Genomic DNA, 18,077 nt, shown 5'->3' with positions numbered 1-18,077 from the left:
GACTCTGGGAAAACAAGGGCGCCAGTCTACCAGAACAGGGGGCAGTTACTGTGCAGGCCGCAGCGCGGTCCTTATAATCGGGGTTTACCGAGCCCCTGTGGAAGCTGGCTTGCCGGCGACGGGCCGCACTGCGGCCGCAATGACATCCACAGTGAGGCTTTCACGGAACGCCGTCGACCCGCGCATGTCAAAGCGCCAGTCATCGAACCAGGAGAGATTCATGCTGCGCCTTATCGCCCCCGCCCTGAGCCTGTTGCTCGCCCTGCCCCTGGCAGCCCAGGCGGCTTCCAAGCAGGATTACGACCTGAACAAGATGCTGGAGAAGGTCGCCAAAGAGAGCAGCGTCGGCACCCCGCGCGCCATCAACGAGGACATCCTCGACCAGGGTTACACCGTAGAGGGCAAGGCGCTGGTCAACCACCTGAGCGTGCGCCAGAGCCACGCCGAGCGCATGCAGGCCAACCCCGCGCAGGTGCGCAGCCAGCTGGGTGACAGTGTCTGCCGCAACAGCGGTTTCCGTAACCTGATGTCCAAGGGCGCGGTAATGGTCTACCGCTTCACGGTCTACAAGACCAACCAGCCGATCATGGACCAGGCCTTCGACAATGCCAGCTGCCTGGCCGGCAACAAGAAGAAGTAATCAGGCCCTACACCTTTTCGTCTTCAAGGGCGTGCCAGTGGCCTTCAGCGGCATCGGCACGCATCTCCGCCAGTAACGCCTGCAAGTAGCGCGACTGGCACTCCAGCCCCGACAACCTGCGACGGCACTCGGCCTCCAGGCTCAGGTGATGAACCTGGGCCGCATTTTCCAGCTGCTGATAGAGCTGCCGGTCCACCTCGATGATCAAGCGATGCATACCGCCACCTCCTGCATCGACACGTTTCGCATCCCCAGTTAACCAAACTCACATCGCCATTGGCCATATACCGACGGGCGGCGGCGCTCAATGCCCCGGCACAATCGCGCGAGAGGGTCTAGATTGAGGGCAGAGGTATTGGTGCAGAAGGAGACGTTGCATGCCTTACCAATCGAATGAACTGCTGTTCAGCCACTTCCGCGACAACAACATCGACCTGAGCAACATCGACGCACAACTGCAACTGGTGGCACCGAACAGCTCCAACCTGCCGCTGTACCGCGACATGATGCTGACCATCCTGCGCATGGCCCATGATGACACCGAACGCTGGAGCGCCAAGATCACCCTGCAAGCCCTGCGCGAGCTTGACCAATCGTTCCGCACCCTGCAACGCTACAAAGGCCGGCGCAAGGTAACCGTGTTCGGCTCGGCGCGCACCCCGCTGGAGCACCCGATGTACGCCTTGGCCCGCGAGTTGGGCGCCACCCTGGCACGCTCCGACCTGATGGTCATCACCGGTGCCGGTGGCGGCATCATGGCCGCTGCCCACGAAGGCGCCGGCAGCGACCATAGCCTGGGCTTCAACATCACCCTGCCCTTCGAACAACACGCCAACCCCACGGTCGGCGGCACCGACAAGCTGCTGCCGTTCCACTTCTTCTTCATCCGCAAGTTGTTCTTCGTTAAGGAAGCCGATGCCCTGGTCCTGTGCCCGGGTGGTTTCGGTACGCTGGATGAAGCATTGGAAGTGCTGACCCTGATCCAGACCGGCAAGAGCCCCCTGGTGCCGGTAGTGTTGCTGGACTCGCCCGGCGGCAGCTTCTGGCGCGACTGCCTGGACTTCGTCAGCCGCCAACTGGAGGAGAACCGCTACATCCTGCCCAGCGACCTGAAGCTGCTGCGCCTGGTGCACAGCGCCGATGAAGCCGTGGAGGAAATCAACCAGTTCTACAGCAACTACCACTCCAGCCGCTGGCTGAAGAACCAGTTCGTGATCCGCATGCACCACCCGCTCAGCGAGGCGGCGCTGTATGACATCCAGGAAGGCTTTGCCGACTTGCGCCTGAGTGGCAAGTATCACCAGCAACCTGACAGCAGCGCCGAGCACGAGGTGGGCAATTACAGCCACCTGACCCGCTTGTCGTTCGCCTTCAATGGCCGGGACCAGGGCCGCTTGCGTGAGCTGGTCGACTTCATCAACCTGTCGGAGAACTGGGCCAAGCCACAGCCGATGCATACCACTCAGCGGGCCAGGGAGGCGTTGAAGGTCAGTTGATGGCGCTTGGGATTGGCTCTGGCACAGTGGGAGCAGCTGTCTAGCGTAAAATCCAGAAGCTTGCCCAGATCTCTGTGGGAGCGGCTTTAGCCGCGAACACCGGCGCAGCCGGTGCCATGCACCGAGTTGGATTCTTCGCGGGCACGCCCGCCCCCACAGGCTCAGCGCCGCCCCAAGGGCAGTGCAGTACCTGTAGGTGCCGCATATAGCTGCAGATTTGACGATCAGTAATCGTCGAGATCACGCCCACTGAGCAGGCGGCCGATCATGTCCATGGGGAAGCCGCGGTAGGCAAGAAACCGGGTCTGCTGGGCACGGCTGCGGGGGTCGTGAGGGCGCTGACCGGCAAATTTGCGCTGCCATACGTCACGCATACGCTCGCCCCAATCCACCTCGCTCTCGCGCAATGCCTGCTCGATATCACCACGCGCCAAACCACGCTGGCCCAGCTCTTCGCGAATACGCGCAGGGCCATAGCCGGAGCTGGAACGGTACCTGATGAAACTTTCGAGGTAGCGAGCTTCACTAAGCAGCCCTTCTTCGGCGAGCCGGTCGAGCTCAGGCTCGATCAGCTCATCCGAAGCGCCGCGCTGACGCAACTTGCGCGTCAGCTCGACGCGACCGTGCTCACGTCGCGCGAGCAGGTCCATGGCTGTCCGCCGGATGGCGACGGGGGTGTCGAGTACGGCGGACATATTCGGCTATCTACCGCGCAATCAATAACCGGCTTCAGCGTCGGCCATGTCGTCGGCATCGGCTTCAGCAGCAGCAGCCTTGCCGGCTTCAGCAACAGCACCCGCTTTCAGCAGCTTGTCACGAATCTGCTTCTCGATCTCGGCGCCAATGGCCGGGTTCTCAGCCAGGTACTTGGCAGCGTTGGCTTTACCTTGACCAATCTTGTTGCCCTGGTAGGCATACCAGGCACCGGACTTCTCGACCAGGCCCTGGGATACACCCAGGTCAATGATCTCGCCGTTACGGTAGATACCCTTGCCGTAGAGGATCTGGAACTCAGCCTGACGGAACGGCGGCGATACCTTGTTCTTGACGATCTTGACGCGGGTTTCGCTGCCGACCACCTCGTCGCCTTCCTTGACCGCGCCGGTACGGCGGATGTCCAGACGCACCGAGGCGTAGAACTTCAGGGCGTTACCACCGGTGGTGGTTTCCGGGCTACCGAACATCACGCCGATTTTCATACGGATCTGGTTGATGAAGATAACCAGGCAGTTGGCGTTCTTGATGTTACCGGTGATCTTGCGCAGCGCCTGGGACATCAAGCGAGCCTGCAGGCCCACGTGCATGTCACCCATCTCGCCTTCGATCTCGGCCTTCGGCACCAGAGCGGCCACGGAGTCGACGATGATCACGTCAACCGCGTTGGAACGCACCAGCATGTCGGTGATTTCCAGGGCCTGTTCGCCGGTGTCCGGCTGCGAAACCAGCAGGTCGTCGACGTTGACACCCAGCTTGCCGGCGTACTCAGGGTCGAGGGCGTGTTCGGCGTCGACGAAGGCGCAGGTGGCGCCGTTTTTCTGGGCTTCGGCGATGACCGACAGGGTCAGCGTGGTCTTACCCGACGATTCCGGGCCGTAGATCTCGACGATACGGCCTTTTGGCAGGCCGCCGATGCCTAGGGCGATGTCCAGGCCCAGGGAACCGGTGGAGATGGCCGGAATGCCTTGACGCTCCTGGTCACCCATGCGCATGACCGCGCCTTTACCGAATTGGCGTTCGATCTGACCCAGGGCCGCAGCCAAGGCGCGCTTCTTGTTGTCGTCCATTGAAATCCTCACGTGTTCGACTTGGCCCTGACGGCCGGAATACCTGTATAAGTAGCCAGTATTATTCCACAGGCAAGCGCCCGCGCAAACCCCTGTCGTCGATTTACTCGGCACCAAGCTGTAACAAGCCGTCTAACGCGGCGATCACCGTTTGTCGGCGCACCGCCTCGCGGTCACCGTCGAACTGGCGACGCTCGCTGAACACATGGCCGCCGTCACCCCAGGCCAGCCACACGGTGCCCACCGGCTTGGACGGCGAACCACCGTCTGGCCCGGCCACGCCACTTACCGCCACGGCAAAGCGCGCACCGCTGGCGGCCTGGGCACCGCGGACCATGGCTTCGACCACTTCCTGGCTGACCGCGCCAACCTGGCCGAACAAAGCCTCGGGCACCCCCAGCTGGCGGGTTTTCTGGGCATTGGAGTAGGTCACGTAACCAGCCTCGAACCAGGCCGAGCTGCCGGGCACGCGGGTAATGGCTTCGGCGATACCGCCGCCGGTGCAGGATTCGGCGGTGGTCACCTGTGCGTTGAAGCGGCGCAGGTGTTCACCCAGGCGAGTGGCAAGCGTGGTGATCGGGTCCATGGTGGGGCTCCTTGTGGGCTGCCCTCTACCCTATCACCCCGCACCGTGCCCTGGCTCAGGAAACCTTCAGGCTGTCCCGGGCAATCGCCTTGAACGCACGCTCGTCACGCTGACCGAGGCGTGGCAGGCTTTCGGGCCATTCCTGGCTCCAATCGAAGCCACCCTGCTTACGCATGTCTTCAATTGCCGAACGCCACCAGATCACCTTGCAGGCGCGCTGGTATTCGTCATTACCCATCACACTGCCGTACAACAGCTTGCGCCCGATGCCACGCAACTCCCGCGGCACGCGCTTGAGGCTCCACTTCACCGAAAGCCGCGCCAGCCACGAAGGTACCGGGCGATGCGCCGGCACCTTCAGCGCCAGGCCTGGCATCTTCGACTGGAAGCACTCGCCATGCTGGGCGAAGAAGACTTCCAGGATCGCATGGACGTACTGCTTTACGGCAAAGTAGTGGCTGATGATGCCACGTGCTTCATTGATCTGCGCCCCGTGCAGCTCGAAGGAAAAGGCGACCTGCTCGATGGTATGCAGGTCACGGGCATAAGGCGTCCAGGCGTCGATCCGCTGAATGGCCCGCTCGGCGACGCCAACGTTGTCGCGGGCAAAACCCATGACACCACTGTTGCACAGCCGCAGGTCATCGGCAGGCGCATTACCCGCATCGGCAACCCCACGGGTAAAACTGCGGTAATAGCTGCTGCGAGAGGCCTCGGCCCAGCTCATTTCCACCTCGTCGACCAGGAACTGCCCGTCACCGACCTGGCTGAACAGCTTCTGCGGCGACTGCAGGAACACCGTATCGGTATCGATGAACACGGTCTTGTCGGCCCACTGCCCGGCCTGGGCAATGGCGCAGGCCTTGCGTCGATGGGTGTAGCCGCCGCTGCCTGTCCAGGCCTTCAGGGTCTGCTGGTCCAGCGTGATCACTTCCACCGGCCAGCCGGCAAAGGCCTGTGGCTGATCGGTGAGCACGCGGATCACCGGCAGCTCTGCCGGTTTGCAACGCCCCAGGGCAGTGAGGATGCTGAACTTGGCTTCCAGCTGGTAGATCCGCTTTTCACCATAAAGGAGGTAGATCAGCTGCTGCTTCACTGGGGGGACATGGCTGGACACATTCATACGGGTCACGGCTAGGAGCGCTCATCAAGGGCCGCGCATTCTAGAGGGTAAAACAGCGCAGCTCCATTGCCGGCGCCTGCATCCTGACAAAAAAGCCTGTACCATTGCCGGTTTACCATCGCCAACCAGATCACCCGCTGTAAGGCCCTGAATGTCTGATCTTTCCGCACACACCCCGATGATGCAGCAGTACTGGAAGCTGAAGAACCAGCACCCGGACCAGCTGATGTTCTACCGCATGGGCGACTTCTACGAGATCTTCTACGAAGACGCGAAAAAGGCCGCGAAACTGCTGGATATCACCCTGACCGCGCGCGGTCAGTCGGCCGGCCAGTCCATCCCCATGTGCGGGATTCCGTTCCATTCGCTGGAAGGTTACCTGGCCAAGCTGGTCAGGCTCGGCGAATCGGTGGTGATCTGCGAACAGATTGGCGACCCAGCCACCAGCAAGGGCCCGGTGGAACGCCAGGTGGTGCGCATCATCACCCCTGGCACGGTTAGTGACGAGGCCCTGCTCGACGAGCGCCGCGACAACCTGATTGCCGCGCTGCTCGGTGACGAGCGCCTGTTCGGCCTGGCCGTGCTGGACATCACCAGCGGCAACTTCAGCGTGCAGGAGATCAAGGGCTGGGAAAACCTGCTGGCCGAGCTTGAGCGCCTCAACCCGGTCGAGCTGTTGATCCCCGACGACTGGCCGCGCGACCTGCCTGCCGAAAAACGCCCGGGCGCCCGCCGCCGCGCGCCGTGGGACTTCGACCGCGACTCGGCACGCAAGGCCCTGTGCCAGCAGTTTGCGACCAAGGACCTCAAGGGCTTTGGCTGCGACAAGCTAACCCTGGCCATCGGCGCCGCCGGCTGCCTGCTGACCTATGCCAAGGAAACCCAGCGCACCGCCCTGCCGCACCTGCGCAGCCTGCGCCATGAACGCCTGGACGACACCGTTATTCTTGACGGCGCCAGCCGCCGCAACCTGGAGCTGGACATCAACCTGGCCGGCGGGCGCGACAATACCCTGCAGTCGGTGGTAGACCGCTGCCAGACCGCCATGGCCAGCCGCCTGCTGAGTCGCTGGCTGAACCGCCCGTTGCGTGACCTCAAGGTGCTGCAAGCTCGCCAGGACTCGATCCGCTGCCTGCTCGACAGCTACCGCTTCGAGAAGCTGCAGCCGCAGCTCAAGGAAATTGGCGACATCGAGCGCATCCTCGCCCGTATCGGCCTGCGCAATGCCCGCCCACGTGACCTGGCACGCCTGCGCGATGCCCTGGGCGCGCTGCCCGAGCTGCAGAACGCCATGACCGAGCTGGAGGCGCCGCACCTGGCGCGCCTGGCCGCCATTACCGGCACCTATCCGGAGCTGGCCAGTCTGCTGGAGCGGGCGATCATCGACAACCCGCCAGCGGTCATCCGCGATGGCGGCGTGCTCAAGGCCGGCTATGACAACGAACTGGACGAGCTGCTGGCAATCAGCGAGAACGCCGGCCAGTTCCTGATCGACCTGGAAGCCCGGGAAAAGGCCCGCACCGGCCTGGCCAACCTCAAGGTCGGCTACAACCGCGTGCACGGCTATTTCATCGAGCTGCCGACCAAGCAAGCCGAACAGGCCCCGGGCGACTACATCCGCCGCCAGACCCTCAAGGGCGCCGAGCGCTTCATCACCCCGGAGCTGAAGGCGTTCGAGGACAAGGCGCTGTCGGCCAAGAGCCGCGCCCTGGCCCGCGAGAAGATGCTCTACGACGCCCTGCTGGAAACCCTGATCAGCCACCTGGCACCGCTGCAAGACAGCGCCGCCGCCCTGGCCGAACTGGACGTGCTCAGCAACCTGGCCGAACGCGCGCTGAACCTCGACCTGAACTGCCCGCGCTTCGTCGACGAGCCATGCCTGCGCATCGAACAGGGCCGCCACCCGGTGGTGGAGCAGGTCTTGACCACGCCGTTCGTGGCCAACGACCTGGGCCTGGACAACAGCACGCGCATGCTGATCATCACCGGCCCGAACATGGGCGGTAAGTCTACCTACATGCGCCAGACCGCCCTGATCGTGCTGCTGGCGCACATTGGCAGTTTCGTACCGGCAGCCAGCTGCGAGCTGTCGCTGGTCGATCGCATCTTCACCCGCATCGGCTCCAGCGATGACCTGGCCGGCGGGCGTTCGACCTTCATGGTCGAGATGAGCGAAACCGCCAACATCCTGCACAACGCCACCGACCGCAGCTTGGTGCTGATGGACGAAGTGGGCCGCGGCACCAGCACCTTCGATGGCCTGTCGCTGGCCTGGGCCGCCGCCGAGCGCCTGGCCCAGCTGCGCGCCTACACACTGTTCGCCACGCACTACTTCGAGCTTACCGTGCTGCCGGAGAGCGAGCCGCTGGTGGCCAACGTGCACCTGAACGCTACCGAGCACAATGAGCGTATCGTGTTCCTGCACCACGTGCTGCCTGGCCCTGCCAGCCAGAGCTACGGCCTGGCCGTGGCACAACTGGCCGGTGTACCGACGGCAGTCATCCAGCGTGCCCGCGAACACCTTGGCCGGCTGGAAACCACCAGCTTGCCGCATGAACAGCCCCCGGCCCAAAAGGCCAAGGACGTACCACAGGTGCCGCACCAGAGCGACCTGTTCGCCAGCCTGCCACACCCGGCCATCGAGAAGCTGGGCAAGCTGCAGCTGGACGACATGACCCCGCGTCAAGCTATCGAAATGCTATATCAACTAAAGAACCTGTTATAACGGCGCCCACTACAAGCTGGTAGAATCCGCCGCGGTTTGCTGGTGCTGCAGGTTATTAGCCTGGCCTGCAGCCACATACCCGTAAACCGCGCGGCCCTGAGAGGAAGGGCCGCCGCCGTCGCCTGAGGAGAGAACTAGAAATGACCTTCGTCGTCACCGACAACTGCATCAAATGCAAATACACCGACTGCGTGGAAGTCTGTCCGGTGGACTGCTTCTACGAAGGCCCGAACTTCCTGGTCATCCACCCGGACGAGTGCATTGACTGCGCTTTGTGCGAGCCGGAGTGCCCAGCGCAAGCCATCTTCTCGGAAGACGAAGTGCCTGCGGGCATGGAGAACTTCATCGAGCTGAACGCCGAACTGGCGGAAATCTGGCCGAACATCACCGAGCGTAAGGACGCCCTGCCCGACGCTGAAGAGTGGGACGGCAAAACTGGCAAGATTGCAGATCTGGAGCGCTGATAGCGCCCGGATACGAAAAAGGCCCTTCGCAGACTGTGTGAAAACCTAGCAATCTGCCCGGCCCTTTAAGAGAATGCTCCGTATCGAAAGATACGGAGCATTTTTCGTTATGGCCTACATACAAGGAGAGTCCCGCAGCCAGACCAGCTTATTCCCGGTCTCGCTGGAGGAGTTGATCCCTGAAGATCACCTCGTACGGGTCATCGACCTGTATGTCACCAAGCTGGATCTGGGTCAGCTCGGTTTTGAGAAAACTCAGCCCAAGGCCACCGGGCGCCCCGCCTACGACCCCGCCGATCAGCTCAAACTCTACCTTTATGGCTATTTCCAGCGCATTCGGTCGTCCCGTCGCCTGGAAGCTGAATGCCAGCGCAACATCGAGGTGATGTGGTTGATCAACCGGCTCAAACCCGACTTCAAGACCATCGCCGATTTTCGTAAGAACAACAAAGTCGCTTTCGTTACGACGTGTTCGGGGCCTTTTTTGTTTTTCTGCGGGCAAAAAAAGGGGCGGTTTGACCCGCCCACATTTTTTCCGTAGTCCCTGCTTGTCCCAAACATCATCCTGATGAATCGCTTCTTGCGATGTCCCTGGCCTTCGTCCTGAAAGCCTGTGCATGTCCCTCTGCACAGTTCGAATACTAGCGGCTTGAACCGGGCGAGCAACCGGCAAACCTCTCAGGGTGTTGCGCGAGACACATTTCCTCACAGCCGAATAAGCTCGTGTTTTCAATGGCTTGGGAAAACGCAGGGGCTGGAAGCGACATTGATTTACCGAAGGTTGCATAGATAGCTTACAAAACAAGTAAGCAAAGGCTTACACGCGATGTTACCGGGGTAGCGCGGTACATATTCGATATGTGTCTTGCCTGGCATATTTGGGGGTACATTCAAATGCGATGCAGTACCTGTGGGAGCGGCCTTGTATCGCGAAAGGGGCACACAGCGCCCCCGGCATTCTCAAATAAGGCATCACTTTTCCACCACAAACAAAAACGCCCCGAGGTCATCGGGGCGTTCTGTATTGCTGGCTTTCGCTACTGGAACAACGACTCACTGGACAGGCCGTTCTTCTCGAGGATCTCACGCAGACGCTTGAGCCCCTCCACCTGGATCTGCCGCACCCGCTCACGGGTCAGGCCGATCTCCAGGCCAACATCTTCCAGGGTGCTGCTTTCATGCCCGCGCAGGCCAAAGCGACGCACCACCACTTCACGCTGCTTGTCAGTCAACTCACCCAACCACTGGTCGATGCTCTGCGACAGGTCGTCATCCTGCAGCAGTTCACACGGGTCGGTCGGGCGGTCGTCGGTCAGGGTATCGAGCAGGGTCTTGTCCGAGTCCGGGCCAAGCGACACATCCACCGAGGACACCCGCTCGTTCAGGCCGAGCATACGCTTGACCTCGGCGACCGGCTTCTCCAGCAGCGTGGCGATCTCTTCCGGCGATGGTTCGTGGTCGAGCTTCTGAGTCAACTCGCGCGCGGCGCGCAGGTAGACGTTCAGCTCCTTGACCACGTGGATCGGCAGGCGAATGGTGCGGGTCTGGTTCATGATCGCCCGTTCGATGGTCTGGCGAATCCACCAGGTCGCATAGGTCGAGAAACGGAAACCGCGCTCCGGGTCGAACTTTTCGACAGCACGGATCAGCCCCAGGTTGCCCTCCTCGATCAGGTCGAGCAGCGACAGGCCGCGATTCACGTAACGACGGGCAATTTTTACAACCAGGCGCAGGTTGCTTTCGATCATACGCTTGCGGCCGGCAGGGTCACCCTTTTGCGACAGGCGCGCAAAGTGCACTTCTTCTTCCGGCGACAGCAGCGGCGAGAATCCGATCTCGTTGAGATACAGCTGGGTAGCATCGAGCGCCCGGCTGTAATCGATGTACTTGTGTTGCTTGAGCGAAGTGCCCGACTTCGCCCTGGTCCGAACCGAAGATACAGCAGGTTCGTCTGACACCACATCCGTTTCCAAAACGATCCCCGTCTCCATCAGGAGGACGTCATCGTCGATGTCAAACTCCGGCACTTCTTTACTGAGAGCCATTGTTATAGTCCTTTGCTGAGTTCGAACTCAGACTCGAGCGGCACCTATATCCCTGGCAGCGCTTGAGCCTGTCCCCTCTACATCGCAGGAACAGGCCGGGTACAACGGTCAACGACTTGGCAGGAACTGGAGCGGATCGACGGGTTTGCCCTGGCGGCGAATCTCGAAATGCAGCTTCACCCGATCAGTGCCCGTGGACCCCATTTCAGCAATCGACTGCCCTGCCTTGACCTGCTGCCCCTCCCGAACCAACAGCCTGCGGTTATGACCGTAGGCACTGACGTAGGTATCGCTATGCTTGATGATGATCAGCTCGCCGTAGCCCCTCAAACCACTCCCGGCGTAAACCACCGCACCATCAGACGCAGCAAAAACAGGCTGTCCCAAATCACCGGCGATATCAATGCCTTTATTCAAACTACCGTTTGAAGCAAATTTTCCAATCAGCACGCCGCTGGCAGGCCAGGTCCAGCCGCCTACCGCACGCTCCGCAGCTGGCACGGTGGCAGCCACTGGGGTGCTGGTGGAGGACGCTGGCGTGGCCGGTTTGCCGCTGCTGGCAGGCACTGTGGCAGTGCTGCCCACAGGCCGCCGGATGACCGTGGTCTTGCTCGAAGAGGACGGGCTGGACACTACCGTGGTGCTGCTGGTGGAGCCGCTGCTGAAACGAATCGCTTGCCCTGGGCGAATGGTATAGGGCGCCGGGATGCCGTTGCGTGCGGCCAGCTCCTTGTAGTCCCAGCCATAGCGGAAGGCGATGGAGAACAGCGTGTCACCAGGCTTGACGATGTACTGCCCGGAAGTCACCACCGGGCGTTTGGGCACGGTGCTATTGCGGTCGACCACCCGCGCGCTGCTGCTGTTGCTGCTGGTGCTCGAGCAACCCACCAGTAGCGTGCCCATGGCCAGTGCAATCACCAGAAGCTGGAAACCCGACCCGTCCTTGCGCTGCCGAATGACTGTGTGACCCACCCGCGCTCCCCTCATGGTGCCGAAAAACGATATGAAGACAAGAAATGCAATATTGTTGCAATTATAACCAAGCCCGCTCACATTGGCAGGGCCGATGCAAAGGGATGTGCAAAGGGCTGTTGCAAGCAGTGCACTTGCGCTTCGCCCCGCCAGATAGACAGGGCGTTGCGGCAAGAATTCGCCACTGACGCAAAAATACCGCGCGGCTCGACGCAGTGAAGCTTAGGCCAGCGGCCCATTGAGCAGCGGTACGAAGCGCACGGCCCCCAGCACGCGACGGGAGAACCCATGTTCTTCGCGCACGATCAGCATCAGTTGCTGCGTTTCGCCGGCCGGCCCCACAGGGATCACCATGCGGCCACCGGGCGCCAGTTGCTCCAGCAGCGCCTGCGGCACTTCCGGCGCCACGGCGGTAACGATGATGCCGTTGTACGGCGCCAGCGCCGGCCAGCCCTCGCAACCGTCACCCCAGCGGAACACCACGTTGCGCAGGTTCAGCTCCACCAGGCGCTCCTTGGCCCGGTCCTGCAGTACTTTGATGCGCTCCACCGAAAACACCCGCTCTACCAACTGGGCCAGGATCGCCGTCTGGTAACCCGAGCCGGTGCCGATTTCCAGCACCTTGTCCAGCGGCCCGGCCTCGAGCAGCAACTCGCTCATGTGGGCAACCATGTAGGGTTGCGAAATGGTCTGGTTGTGGCCGATCGGCAGCGCGGTGTCTTCGTAGGCACGATGCGCCAGCGCTTCGTCGACGAACAGGTGGCGCGGGGTGCGACGGATCACGTCGAGCACCTTGGTGTTCGAAACACCCTCTTCGCTCAGGCGCTGGATCAGCCGCTCCCGGGTGCGCTGGGAGGTCATGCCGATACCACGCCGCAGCATATCGTCCTCGCGCATCAGAGCAGGCCCTCCAGCCAACCGTCGAGCTGCTCGAAGGCATCATTGAAGGTGCGGTCGAGCTGCAGCGGGGTGATCGATACGTAGCCTTGCATTACCGCATGGAAGTCGGTGCCCGGGCCGCCGTCCTCGGCATCACCGGCCACCGCGATCCAGTAGCCTTCCTTGCCGCGCGGGTTGACCACCTTGGTCGGTGCCGCCGCCCGCGCCCGGTGACCGAGGCGGGTGAGCTGGATACCGCGAATGTGCTCCAACGGCAGGTTGGGGATGTTGACGTTGAGCACGGTGCGTGGCGGCAGCGCCAGGCGCGACTGTGCCTCGACCAGGCGGCGGGCGATGTAGGCCGCGGTCGGCAAGTTGTCCGGCTGGCGTGACAACAGCGAAAACGCCAGCGACGTCCCCCCGAGGAATCGGCCTTCCAGCGCTGCAGCAACAGTGCCCGAATACAGCACGTCATCACCCAGGTTGGCACCTAGGTTGATCCCCGACACGACCATGTCCGGCGTGTGCGGCAACAGCCCATTGAGCCCCAGGTGCACGCAGTCGGTCGGCGTGCCGTTGAGGCTGATGAAGCCATTGGCCAGGGTCTGCGGGTGCAGTGGCCGGTCCAGCGTCAGCGAACTGCTGGCGCCGCTCTTGTCTTGCTCCGGGGCAATTACCGCGCACTCGGCGTAATCCGCCAGCGCAGCGTGCAGCGCGGCGATGCCGGGTGCGGTAACACCGTCGTCGTTCGAAATCAGAATACGCATGGGCTGTCCGTCTGCCCTGCCGACACCAGATCCACGACTTCGCGCACCACCACGGTGGCGAAGCATCCGGCCGGCAGGACGAATTCCAGTTGCAGGATATCAGGCTCGGGATAATGCCACGTCAGGCCGCCAATAGGGAGCCGCAGAATACGCCGTTCGTGATCCATGCCCGCCTGGGCCAACCACTGGCAAAGTGCCGGCTGGCGTGCACCGACGGCGTTTTCCAGTTGCGCAGTGGCGCCACCAGCAGGCGAAGCGCCCTCGCCCCACATCGGGCCGGTCGGGTGCAGGTCGAGAATCGCCAGGCGCGGGTCGGCACATTCCGCCTCGCCCGCCGGGAAAAAGCTACGGCTGTCAGTAAACGCCAGCAGGTCGCCGACCTGGGCCTGATTCCAACTGCCTTCGGCGACACGTGCAGCCAACAACTGATTGAACAGGTAGCTGCGCCCGGCCGACAGCAGCCGCGAACGCACGTTGCGCTGCTCAGGCAGGGCCTTGCGCGCAGCCCAGTCGAGGGCGTCGTGCACGTTGCCGCCGCCATGGCCGAAGCGCTGGGTACCGAAGTAGTTGGGCACACCGTGCTGCTTGAGCTGCTCAAGGCGCGCATCCACCGCCTGGTGATCGGCAACCAGGGCGGTCAGGCGCAGGGTGAAACCATTGGCCGAATGCGCGCCGCGCTGCAGCTTGCGCTGGTGGCGCACCTGCTTGAGCACACGCAGGCTGGCATCCTCGGCTCGCGACAGGTCCGGGTCGGCCTTGCCCGGCAGGTGCAGGCTGAACCACTGGCGGGTCAGCGCCTGGCGGTCCTTGAGGCCGGCATAGCTGATACTGCGCACCGGCACGCCAGCGCCGCGAGCCAGGCGGCGGGCAGCTTCTTCGGTGTTCAGGTCACGCTTTTCGACCCACAGCCACAGGTGCTCGCCCTGGCCCGACAGCGGGATATCCAGCACTTCGTCAACCTGGAAGTCTTCGGCCACCGCCTTGAGTACGGCGGTGCCCAGTGGTTCGCCCGATGCGCACGGGCCCAGCAGTTCCAGTTCGGTCATGCTGGCAGCAGCAGGGCGACCGAATGCACGGCGATACCCTCCTCGCGGCCGGTGAAGCCCAGCTTCTCGGTGGTGGTGGCCTTGACGTTGACCTGGTCGAGCCCGACCTGCAGGTCTTCGGCGATCAGCTGGCGCATGGTTTCGATGTGCGGGGCCATTTTCGGCGCCTGGGCGACGATGGTGGCGTCGACGTTGCCAACCTTCCAGCCCTTGGCCTTGACGATAGCGACCACATGACGCAGCAGTACACGGCTATCGGCGCCCTTGAACTGCGGGTCGGTGTCGGGGAAGTGTTTGCCGATGTCACCCAGCGCTGCCGCGCCAAGCAAGGCATCGCTCAGGGCGTGCAGCAGCACGTCGCCGTCGGAGTGGGCCAGCAGGCCGTATTTGTGGGGGATACGCACCCCGCCCAGGGTAATGAAATCACCGTCGCAAAAACGGTGCACATCGTAGCCGTGGCCAATACGCATAAGAAAACGCCCTGAATGAGTCAGGGCGTGATTCTACCTGCTTTTGAGGCATTGGGGCTGCCTCGCAGCTATGCCTTACACCCGCCCCAGCGCCACCGCATGATGGCGCAGGTGCTCTTCGATGAAGCTGGCGATGAAGTAGTAGCTGTGGTCATAGCCTGGCTGCAGGCGCAGGGTCAGTTCATGCCCCCCTTTGCGTGCCGCCTGCTCCAGCGCCTCAGGCTTGAGCTGCTTCTCGAGGAAGTCGTCGCGGTCGCCCTGGTCCACCAGCAACGGCGGGCACTCGCCGGCCGGAGTATCGGCCAGCAGCACGCTGGCATCCCATTCACGCCAGCGCGCACGGTCTTCACCCAGGTAGCGGCTGAAGGCCTTCTCGCCCCACGGGCAATCCATCGGGTTGCTGATCGGCGAGAACGCCGACACCGAGCGGTAGCGCCCCGGGTTGCGCAGGGCGCACACCAGCGCGCCATGCCCACCCATGGAGTGGCCGCTGATGCTGCGCTCGGCCGAGGCCGGGAAGTGCGCCTCGATCAGCGCCGGCAACTCCTCCACCACATAGTCGTGCATGCGGTAGTGCTGGGCCCAGGGTTGCTGGGTGGCATTGAGGTAGAAGCCGGCCCCCAGGCCGAAGTCCCAGGCGCCGTCAGGGTCGCCCGGCACCTGCTCGCCACGCGGGCTGGTATCCGGCGCGACAATGATCAGCCCCAGTTCGGCGGCCAGGCGCTGGGCGCCGGCCTTCTGCATGAAGTTCTCATCGGTGCAGGTGAGGCCACTGAGCCAGTACAGCACCGGCAGCTTCTCGCCCTGTTCGGCCTGCGGCGGCAGGTACACGGCAAACACCATGTCGCAACCCAGCACCTTGGAGTGATGCCGGTAACGCTTGTGCCAGCCGCCGAAGCTCTTCTGGCAGGAGATGTTATCCAGGCTCATGGCGTACCTCAGAAGTGGATCACGCTGCGGATGCTCTTGCCTTCATGCATCAGGTCGAAGGCCTTGTTGATGTCCTCAAGGCCCATGGTGTGGGTGATGAAGGTATCCAGCGGAATCTCGCCCTTCTCGGACATTTCCACGTAGCTTGGCAGCTCGCTGCGGCCACGCACGCCGCCGAACGCCGAACCGCGCCATACACGGCCGGTGACCAGCTGGAACGGACGGGTGGCGATTTCCTGGCCAGCACCGGCCACGCCGATGATCACCGATTCACCCCAGCCCTTGTGGCAGCACTCAAGTGCCGCACGCATCAGCTGCACGTTGCCGATGCACTCGAAGGAGAAGTCCACGCCACCGTCGGTGAGGTCGACGATCACTTCCTGGATCGGGCGGTCGTAGTCTTTCGGGTTGATGCAGTCGGTGGCACCCAGTTGGCGGGCGATTTCGAACTTGGCCGGGTTGATGTCGATGGCGATGATGCGCGAGGCCTTGGCCTTGACCGCACCGATCACCGCCGACAGGCCGATGCCGCCGAGGCCGAAGATGGCCACGGTGTCACCCGGCTTGACCTTGGCGGTGTTGAGCACCGCACCGATACCGGTGGTGACGCCGCAGCCCAGCAGGCAAACCTTCTCCAGCGGCGCTTCTTTCTGGATCTTGGCCACGGAAATTTCTGGCAGCACGGTGTACTCGGAGAAGGTCGAGGTACCCATGTAATGGAACAGCTGCTGGCCCTTGTAGGAGAAGCGCGTGGTGCCGTCCGGCATCAGGCCCTTGCCCTGGGTGGCACGAATGGCCTGGCACAGGTTGGTCTTGCCCGAGAGGCAGAACTTGCACTTGCCGCATTCCGGGGTGTACAGCGGGATCACGTGGTCGCCGACCGCCACCGAGGTCACGCCCTCGCCTACCGCTTCAACGATCGCACCGCCCTCGTGGCCGAGGATCGACGGGAAGATGCCCTCCGGGTCGGCACCGGACAGGGTGTAGGCGTCGGTGTGGCAGACACCGCTGGCGACCACGCGCAGCAGCACTTCGCCGGCCTTGGGCATGGCCACGTCGACTTCGACGATTTCCAGGGGTTTCTTGGCTTCGAAGGCTACGGCAGCACGGGACTTGATCATCAAAGGTCTCCAGACAGAGGGTCGATTCAGACTAGCAGTGTAATTCACCGCCTTTTGATGAATAATCCGGCCAAAGACAAAACATTATTGCCACACAGGGATAATCCATGAGCAGCCGCTGGGAAGGCATCGACGAATTCGTCGCCGTGGCCGAGTCGGGCCAGTTCACCGCGGCCGCCGAGCGCCTGGGGGTTTCCTCGTCGCACATCAGCCGGCAGATCGCCCGCCTGGAGGAGCGCCTGCAGACTCGCCTGCTGTACCGCAGTACCCGCCGGGTGACCCTGAGCGAGGCCGGGCAGACCTTTTTGCAACATTGTCAGCGGTTGCAGGATGGCCGCGAGGAAGCCCTACGGGCCATGGGCGACCTGGCCAGCGAGCCCAAGGGCTTGCTGCGCATGACCTGTGCGGTGGCCTATGGCGAACGTTTCATCGTACCGCTGGTGACGCGGTTCATGGCGCTTTACCCGCAGTTGCGTGTGGATGTGGAACTAAGCAACCACACCCTCGACTTGCTGCATGAAGGCATGGACCTGGCCATCCGCCTGGGCCGGTTGGCCGATTCACGGCTGGTGGCTACCCGCCTGGCGCCGCGGCGCATGTACCTGTGCGCCTCACCGGCCTACCTGGAGCGTTATGGCCGGCCGCACAGCCTGTCGGAACTGGCGCGACACAACTGCCTGGTGGGCAGTTCGGATTTGTGGGCGTTGCTGCAGGATGGCCGCGAGATCAGCCAGCGGGTGCAGGGCAACTGGCGCTGCAACAGCGGCCAGGCAGTGCTGGATGCGGCGCTGCAGGGGATGGGCTTGTGCCAGTTGCCGGACTATTACGTGCTGGAGTACCTGCACAGTGGTGCGCTGGTGTCGCTGCTGGAGGCACACCAGCCGCCAAATACGGCGGTTTGGGCGCTGTATCCGCAGCAGCGGCATTTGTCGCCGAAAGTGCGGCGGTTGGTGGATTACCTGAAGGAAGGCTTGGCGGGGTTGCCGGAGTATCGTTTCGGTTGAAGGGGTGTGTCGCCTGTACCGGCCT

18 protein-coding genes and 1 pseudogene are annotated in these 18,077 nt (G+C 62.8%); 6 read left to right on the top strand and 13 right to left on the bottom strand.

Annotated features, from left to right (window positions below; all coding sequences use genetic code 11):
- The first annotated feature begins 220 nt into the window (after positions 1–220).
- A complete protein-coding gene (locus ABE456_RS06535; protein ID WP_346643201.1) occupies positions 221–640 on the top strand; it encodes a quorum-sensing-regulated virulence factor family protein in 420 nt (139 codons plus the stop codon).
- Between the two features lie 7 nt (positions 641–647).
- Here the strand turns inward: ABE456_RS06535 and ABE456_RS06530 are convergent, their stop codons facing one another.
- Complete coding sequence (locus tag ABE456_RS06530) at positions 648–857, bottom strand: hypothetical protein (protein ID WP_346643200.1); 210 nt, start codon at positions 855–857, stop codon at positions 648–650.
- Between the two features lie 160 nt (positions 858–1,017).
- On the opposite strand from ABE456_RS06530, the gene ABE456_RS06525 reads away from it, so the two are divergent.
- Positions 1,018–2,136 (top strand): LOG family protein, encoded by a 1,119-nt coding sequence (locus ABE456_RS06525; protein ID WP_346643199.1) that lies wholly within the window; start codon positions 1,018–1,020, stop codon positions 2,134–2,136.
- Between the two features lie 224 nt (positions 2,137–2,360).
- Here ABE456_RS06525 and recX read toward each other — a convergent pair whose 3' ends face one another.
- The 4 genes from recX to ABE456_RS06505 all read right to left on the bottom strand — a co-directional run bounded on the left by recX (position 2,361) and on the right by ABE456_RS06505 (position 5,629).
- The gene (recX, locus tag ABE456_RS06520) at positions 2,361–2,831 is read right to left on the bottom strand and encodes a recombination regulator RecX (protein WP_346643198.1); all 471 of its coding nucleotides are present in this window, start codon (positions 2,829–2,831) and stop codon (positions 2,361–2,363) included.
- Between the two features lie 21 nt (positions 2,832–2,852).
- Positions 2,853–3,920: a recombinase RecA gene (recA, locus tag ABE456_RS06515; protein WP_346643197.1), complete on the bottom strand. Its 1,068-nt coding sequence runs from the start codon at positions 3,918–3,920 to the stop codon at positions 2,853–2,855.
- A 103-nt stretch (positions 3,921–4,023) separates the two neighbouring features.
- A complete protein-coding gene (locus ABE456_RS06510; RefSeq protein ID WP_346643196.1) occupies positions 4,024–4,506 on the bottom strand; it encodes a CinA family protein in 483 nt (160 codons plus the stop codon).
- A 55-nt stretch (positions 4,507–4,561) separates the two neighbouring features.
- The gene (locus ABE456_RS06505) at positions 4,562–5,629 is read right to left on the bottom strand and encodes a hypothetical protein (protein ID WP_346643252.1); all 1,068 of its coding nucleotides are present in this window, start codon (positions 5,627–5,629) and stop codon (positions 4,562–4,564) included.
- 151 nt (positions 5,630–5,780) lie between these two features.
- Here ABE456_RS06505 and mutS point away from each other — a divergent pair, with 151 nt between their 5' ends.
- The 3 genes and pseudogenes from mutS to ABE456_RS06490 form a co-directional block, all read left to right on the top strand.
- Positions 5,781–8,354: a DNA mismatch repair protein MutS gene (gene mutS, locus ABE456_RS06500; protein ID WP_346643195.1), complete on the top strand. Its 2,574-nt coding sequence runs from the start codon at positions 5,781–5,783 to the stop codon at positions 8,352–8,354.
- A 140-nt stretch (positions 8,355–8,494) separates the two neighbouring features.
- On the top strand, positions 8,495–8,818 hold the full coding sequence (fdxA, locus tag ABE456_RS06495) for a ferredoxin FdxA (RefSeq protein WP_004375459.1): 324 nt from the start codon (positions 8,495–8,497) through the stop codon (positions 8,816–8,818).
- A gap of 109 nt (positions 8,819–8,927) precedes the next feature.
- Positions 8,928–9,290 (top strand): annotated as a pseudogene (locus ABE456_RS06490) (transposase); the annotation flags it as partial.
- A 565-nt stretch (positions 9,291–9,855) separates the two neighbouring features.
- Here the strand turns inward: ABE456_RS06490 and rpoS are convergent.
- The 8 genes from rpoS to ABE456_RS06450 all read right to left on the bottom strand — a co-directional run bounded on the left by rpoS (position 9,856) and on the right by ABE456_RS06450 (position 17,048).
- Entirely contained in the window at positions 9,856–10,863 is a 1,008-nt protein-coding gene (gene rpoS, locus ABE456_RS06485) for an RNA polymerase sigma factor RpoS (RefSeq protein ID WP_346643194.1), read from the bottom strand.
- A gap of 108 nt (positions 10,864–10,971) precedes the next feature.
- The gene (locus tag ABE456_RS06480; RefSeq protein WP_346643251.1) at positions 10,972–11,835 is read right to left on the bottom strand and encodes a peptidoglycan DD-metalloendopeptidase family protein; all 864 of its coding nucleotides are present in this window, start codon (positions 11,833–11,835) and stop codon (positions 10,972–10,974) included.
- Positions 11,836–12,057: 222 nt separating this feature from the next.
- Complete coding sequence (locus ABE456_RS06475; RefSeq protein ID WP_346643250.1) at positions 12,058–12,696, bottom strand: protein-L-isoaspartate(D-aspartate) O-methyltransferase; 639 nt, start codon at positions 12,694–12,696, stop codon at positions 12,058–12,060.
- Between the two features lie 35 nt (positions 12,697–12,731).
- Positions 12,732–13,481: a 5'/3'-nucleotidase SurE gene (gene surE, locus ABE456_RS06470; protein ID WP_346643193.1), complete on the bottom strand. Its 750-nt coding sequence runs from the start codon at positions 13,479–13,481 to the stop codon at positions 12,732–12,734.
- Complete coding sequence (truD, locus tag ABE456_RS06465) at positions 13,469–14,527, bottom strand: tRNA pseudouridine(13) synthase TruD (protein ID WP_346643192.1); 1,059 nt, start codon at positions 14,525–14,527, stop codon at positions 13,469–13,471. The genes surE and truD overlap by 13 nt, the downstream gene beginning before the upstream one ends.
- Complete coding sequence (ispF, locus tag ABE456_RS06460) at positions 14,524–14,997, bottom strand: 2-C-methyl-D-erythritol 2,4-cyclodiphosphate synthase (protein ID WP_346643191.1); 474 nt, start codon at positions 14,995–14,997, stop codon at positions 14,524–14,526. The genes truD and ispF overlap by 4 nt, the downstream gene beginning before the upstream one ends.
- Before the next feature lie 75 nt (positions 14,998–15,072).
- Positions 15,073–15,927, bottom strand: a complete 855-nt coding sequence (gene fghA / locus ABE456_RS06455) for an S-formylglutathione hydrolase (RefSeq protein WP_346643190.1) — start codon at positions 15,925–15,927, stop codon at positions 15,073–15,075.
- An 8-nt stretch (positions 15,928–15,935) separates the two neighbouring features.
- A complete protein-coding gene (locus tag ABE456_RS06450; protein WP_016712915.1) occupies positions 15,936–17,048 on the bottom strand; it encodes an S-(hydroxymethyl)glutathione dehydrogenase/class III alcohol dehydrogenase in 1,113 nt (370 codons plus the stop codon).
- 107 nt (positions 17,049–17,155) lie between these two features.
- Here ABE456_RS06450 and ABE456_RS06445 point away from each other — a divergent pair, with 107 nt between their 5' ends.
- Positions 17,156–18,052, top strand: a complete 897-nt coding sequence (locus tag ABE456_RS06445; RefSeq protein WP_346643189.1) for a LysR substrate-binding domain-containing protein — start codon at positions 17,156–17,158, stop codon at positions 18,050–18,052.
- Positions 18,053–18,077: the final 25 nt, after the last annotated feature.

The organism is Pseudomonas sp. TWI929, assembly GCF_039673335.1.
Taxonomy (GTDB): Bacteria; Pseudomonadota; Gammaproteobacteria; order Pseudomonadales; family Pseudomonadaceae; genus Aquipseudomonas.
Note: the sequence above shows the minus strand (reverse complement) of the source record. Positions and strands in the feature narration are given on the sequence as shown.

What these genes read in the sequence shown, in the direction of transcription:
- rpoS (WP_346643194.1), bottom strand. Translation starts at nt 10,863, where the DNA reads ATGGCTCTCAGTAAAGAAGTGCCGGAGTTTGACATCGACGATGACGTC.
- ABE456_RS06505 (WP_346643252.1), bottom strand. Translation starts at nt 5,629, where the DNA reads ATGAATGTGTCCAGCCATGTCCCCCCAGTGAAGCAGCAGCTGATCTAC.
- ABE456_RS06445 (WP_346643189.1), top strand. Translation starts at nt 17,156, where the DNA reads ATGAGCAGCCGCTGGGAAGGCATCGACGAATTCGTCGCCGTGGCCGAG.
- ABE456_RS06525 (WP_346643199.1), top strand. Translation starts at nt 1,018, where the DNA reads ATGCCTTACCAATCGAATGAACTGCTGTTCAGCCACTTCCGCGACAAC.
- ABE456_RS06510 (WP_346643196.1), bottom strand. Translation starts at nt 4,506, where the DNA reads ATGGACCCGATCACCACGCTTGCCACTCGCCTGGGTGAACACCTGCGC.
- recX (WP_346643198.1), bottom strand. Translation starts at nt 2,831, where the DNA reads ATGTCCGCCGTACTCGACACCCCCGTCGCCATCCGGCGGACAGCCATG.
- fdxA (WP_004375459.1), top strand. Translation starts at nt 8,495, where the DNA reads ATGACCTTCGTCGTCACCGACAACTGCATCAAATGCAAATACACCGAC.
- recA (WP_346643197.1), bottom strand. Translation starts at nt 3,920, where the DNA reads ATGGACGACAACAAGAAGCGCGCCTTGGCTGCGGCCCTGGGTCAGATC.
- surE (WP_346643193.1), bottom strand. Translation starts at nt 13,481, where the DNA reads ATGCGTATTCTGATTTCGAACGACGACGGTGTTACCGCACCCGGCATC.
- ABE456_RS06450 (WP_016712915.1), bottom strand. Translation starts at nt 17,048, where the DNA reads ATGATCAAGTCCCGTGCTGCCGTAGCCTTCGAAGCCAAGAAACCCCTG.
- ABE456_RS06530 (WP_346643200.1), bottom strand. Translation starts at nt 857, where the DNA reads ATGCATCGCTTGATCATCGAGGTGGACCGGCAGCTCTATCAGCAGCTG.
- fghA (WP_346643190.1), bottom strand. Translation starts at nt 15,927, where the DNA reads ATGAGCCTGGATAACATCTCCTGCCAGAAGAGCTTCGGCGGCTGGCAC.
- ispF (WP_346643191.1), bottom strand. Translation starts at nt 14,997, where the DNA reads ATGCGTATTGGCCACGGCTACGATGTGCACCGTTTTTGCGACGGTGAT.
- truD (WP_346643192.1), bottom strand. Translation starts at nt 14,527, where the DNA reads ATGACCGAACTGGAACTGCTGGGCCCGTGCGCATCGGGCGAACCACTG.
- mutS (WP_346643195.1), top strand. Translation starts at nt 5,781, where the DNA reads ATGTCTGATCTTTCCGCACACACCCCGATGATGCAGCAGTACTGGAAG.
- ABE456_RS06475 (WP_346643250.1), bottom strand. Translation starts at nt 12,696, where the DNA reads ATGACCTCCCAGCGCACCCGGGAGCGGCTGATCCAGCGCCTGAGCGAA.
- ABE456_RS06535 (WP_346643201.1), top strand. Translation starts at nt 221, where the DNA reads ATGCTGCGCCTTATCGCCCCCGCCCTGAGCCTGTTGCTCGCCCTGCCC.